3 protein-coding genes are annotated in these 3325 nt (G+C 72.2%); 2 read left to right on the top strand and 1 reads right to left on the bottom strand.

What is annotated here, in order from left to right; translation table 11 throughout:
* On the top strand, positions 1 to 810 hold an 810-nt coding region (locus WMI84_RS17655; RefSeq protein WP_347355084.1), incomplete at its 5' end, for a LuxR C-terminal-related transcriptional regulator.
* On the opposite strand, the gene WMI84_RS17660 is transcribed toward WMI84_RS17655, so the two are convergent.
* Positions 807 to 1637, bottom strand: coding sequence for a nitrilase-related carbon-nitrogen hydrolase (locus WMI84_RS17660; protein ID WP_347355085.1), 831 nt, complete (start codon positions 1635 to 1637; stop codon positions 807 to 809). The genes WMI84_RS17655 and WMI84_RS17660 overlap by 4 nt on opposite strands.
* Before the next feature lie 96 nt (positions 1638 to 1733).
* Here WMI84_RS17660 and WMI84_RS17665 point away from each other — a divergent pair.
* A partial coding sequence (locus tag WMI84_RS17665; protein WP_347355086.1) for an NAD(P)/FAD-dependent oxidoreductase occupies positions 1734 to 3325 on the top strand: 1592 nt, incomplete at its 3' end.

Raw genomic sequence — 3325 nt, forward strand, 5'->3', positions numbered from 1 at the left:
GCCGGTTACGTCGAGCTCGGTGACGTGCGCCGGCTGCGCGGGGACGCCGAGGGGGCCGAGCAGGCCTATGCGGCAGCCGCGCGACTCGGCGTCGACCCACAGCCCGGCGCGGCACTGCTGCTACGCGACCGGGGCCGCACGCCGGACGCGGTCGCGGCGCTGCGCGTCGCCATCGGCGAGCGTGACCGGCTCGGCCGGGCGCGGCTGGTACTGCCTGCGGTCGAGCTGCTCCTGGAGCTCGGGGACGAGCAGTCGGCAGCCGCCTTGGCGCGGGACCTGCACGACACCGCGGGGTTCTTCCGCTCCGCCGGTCTACGTGCCTGGTCCGCCCGGGCCGGCGCGGCTCTCGAGGTCGTGCAAGGTCGCCCGGACGAGGCGCTGAAGCACCTGTCGGAGGCGGCCGAGATCTACCGGGCCCAGCGTTTCCGGTACGCCCTGGCGCGGGTCCACGAGGGCATGGCGGACGCGCTGCGCGGCCTGGGCGACATACGGGCTGCTGTTGCCGAGGAGGCGACGGCGCTGGCCATCTACCAACGGCTCGGTGCGCGGCCCGACGTCGCCCGCCTGACGGGCCCGGTGCTGACGGGGCCGGCACGGGCGGGACCGGTCTCCTCTGGGGGCCTGACCGTACGCGAGCTCGAGGTGCTGGCCTGCGTTGCCGCGGGGGCGACGAACCGCCAGGTGGCCGGACAGCTGTCGATCAGCGACAAGACAGTGAGCCGGCACCTGGCCAACGTCTACGTCAAGCTGGGCGTCTGCTCCCGCACCGCCGCCGCCGCTTGGGCCCACCAGCACGGGCTCGGCCGCTAGTCGGGGTCCGGCCGGCGACGCGGAGGACGCGGTGCAGCGGGCCCGTCGTCGCGCCCGACCGGGCGGTACTCCCGCGCCAGCTCCGAGCGGACTTCGTCCGGGACGGCGTCGGCGGCATCGAGGTCGACCACGAGCAGGGCTTCCCCCCGCGCGCCGGCAGCCGCGAGCGGCAGTCCGTCGGGTCCCGCGACGAGCGAGAGCCCCCCGAAGGTCAGCTCCCGCTCCGTGCCGACGAGGTTCGCGTAGGCGACGACGGCGTCGTTCTCGTACGCCCGGGCCGGTACGAGGGTGCGCTGGACGTGCTCGTAGCCCGCCGGGTTGGCCGTCGGCACGAGGATCAGGTCGGCTCCGGCCGCAGCCAGCGAGGCCGCGTGGCCGGGGAACTCGATGTCGTAGCAGACGAGCAGTCCGACGTGGCGGCCCGCGACCTCGACGACGGGTGCCAGCCGGGTGCCGCGCCGGAAGCTGCGCGCCTCCATGCCCCCGAACAGCTGGACCTTGCGGTAGTGGATCCGGACCGTCCCGTCGGGCCCGACGAGGGTGGCCGCGTTGTACAGCTCGTCGCCGTCCCGCTCGGCCCAGCCGAGGCACACACCGCACTCGGCGCGTCGGGCCAGGTCACGCACCCGAGTGATCCAGGCGCCGTCGAGCGGCTGCGCCGCCGAGGCGTGCAGGTCGGGCCGGTTGTAGCCGGGCAGGTACAGCTCCGGGACCACGAGCAGGCCGGCACCCGCGGCGGCGGCCGCCTCGACCCGCGCCTCGAGGGCGACGAGCGCCTCCTCCACCCGGCCGTCGGTCGGACGGCACTGCCACAACGCGAGCTTCACGAGGCCGACGCTAGCCTGTCCCGACAGGGCCGTGCGACATCCGTCGCCACCCGCATCGTCGAACTGCCGCACCTGCATCGTCGAAGGGATCCTCACATGACGCAGTCCCCACCACCGGTCACCGCCTTCGGCCCGGACTTCCCGTTCGCCTACGAGAGCTGGATCAGCAACCCGGTAGGGCTCGGGTCGATCCCGGCGGACCGGTTCGGCGCCGCGGTGGCCGTCATCGGCGCGGGGGCCGCGGGGGTGATCGCCGGGCACGAGCTGATGAAGCTGGGCCTGCGCCCGGTCCTGTACGAGTCGGGCAAGTTCGGCGGGCGGCTGCGGTCGCAGACCTTCGAGGGCACCGACGACGTCGTCGCCGAGCTCGGGGGCATGCGCTTCCCTGTCTCGTCGAGGGCGTTCTACCACTACGTCGACCTCGTCGGCCTGCAGTCCCGGCCCTTCCCCAACCCGTTGACCGAGGCCGCCGGATCCACGGTCATCGATCTGGAGGGCGTCACGGAGTTCGCCCGTGACGCCGACGACCTGCCGCGGGTGTACCGGGAGGTCGCCGAGGCCTACCACGGTGCGCTGGAGGAGTTCGCCGACTTCACCGAGTTGCAGCAGGCCGTGCGCGACCGCGACGCCGGGCGGATCAAACAGCTGTGGAACCCCATCGTCGAGGCCTGGGACGAGCGGACGTTCTACGACTTCGTCCGTTCCTCCAAGGCCTTCAGCGGTCTCAGCTTCCGGCACCGGGAGGTGTTCGGACAGGTCGGGTTCGGGACCGGTGGGTGGGACAGCGACTTCCCGAACTCGATGCTGGAGATCCTGCGCGTCAACCTGCTGCAGCTCGACGACAACCAGCGCTTCATCGTCGGTGGGGTCGAGAGCCTGCTGCACCGCCTGTGGCGTCAGCCGGCCGACTGCCGGCACTGGCCGGCGGGGACGAGCCTGGCCGCCCTAAACGGCGGTGCCACGCTGGGCCGTGCGGTCCACATCGAGCGCAACGGCTCCGACGGGTTCACGGTCGTCGACCAGTGGGGCAACTCCCGCGACTACGCGGCGGTCCTGGTCACCTGCCAGAGCCACCTGCTGACGACCTCGGTGTCGGTTCAGGAGTCCCTCTTCGACCCGAAGCTGTGGATGGCCCTCGACCGGACCCGGTACATGCAGGCGGCCAAGTCGTTCGTCATGGTGGACCGGCCGTTCTGGAAGGACCTCGACCCGCGCACCGGTCGGCCGTTGCTGTCGATGACGCTGACCGACCGGATCACCCGTGGCACGTACTTCTTCGACAACGGCCCGGACCGGCCGGGCGTCATCTGCCTGAGCTACTCGTGGATGACCGATGCGCTCAAGGTCCTGCCCCTCGCTCCGGAGCGGCGGGTCGAGCTGGCCCTCGCGGCTCTCGAACGCATCTACCCCGGCGTGGACATCCGCAGCCACATCCGGGGCAACCCGATCGTGGTCAGCTGGGAGGCGGACGAGAACTTCCTCGGCGCGTTCAAGGGGGCCCTGCCGGGCCACTACCGCTACAACAACCGGATGTACCGCCACTTCGTCCAGCACGACCTCCCCGAGCACCAGCGGGGGATCTTCCTCGCTGGCGACGGGGTCAGCTGGACACCTGCCTGGGTCGAGGGCGCGGTCCAGACCTCGCTGAACGCCGTGTGGGGTGTCATGACGCACCTGGGCGGCAGAAC

Source organism: Intrasporangium sp. (assembly GCF_039812505.1).
In the GTDB taxonomy this organism is placed as follows: domain Bacteria; phylum Actinomycetota; class Actinomycetes; order Actinomycetales; family Dermatophilaceae; genus Intrasporangium_A.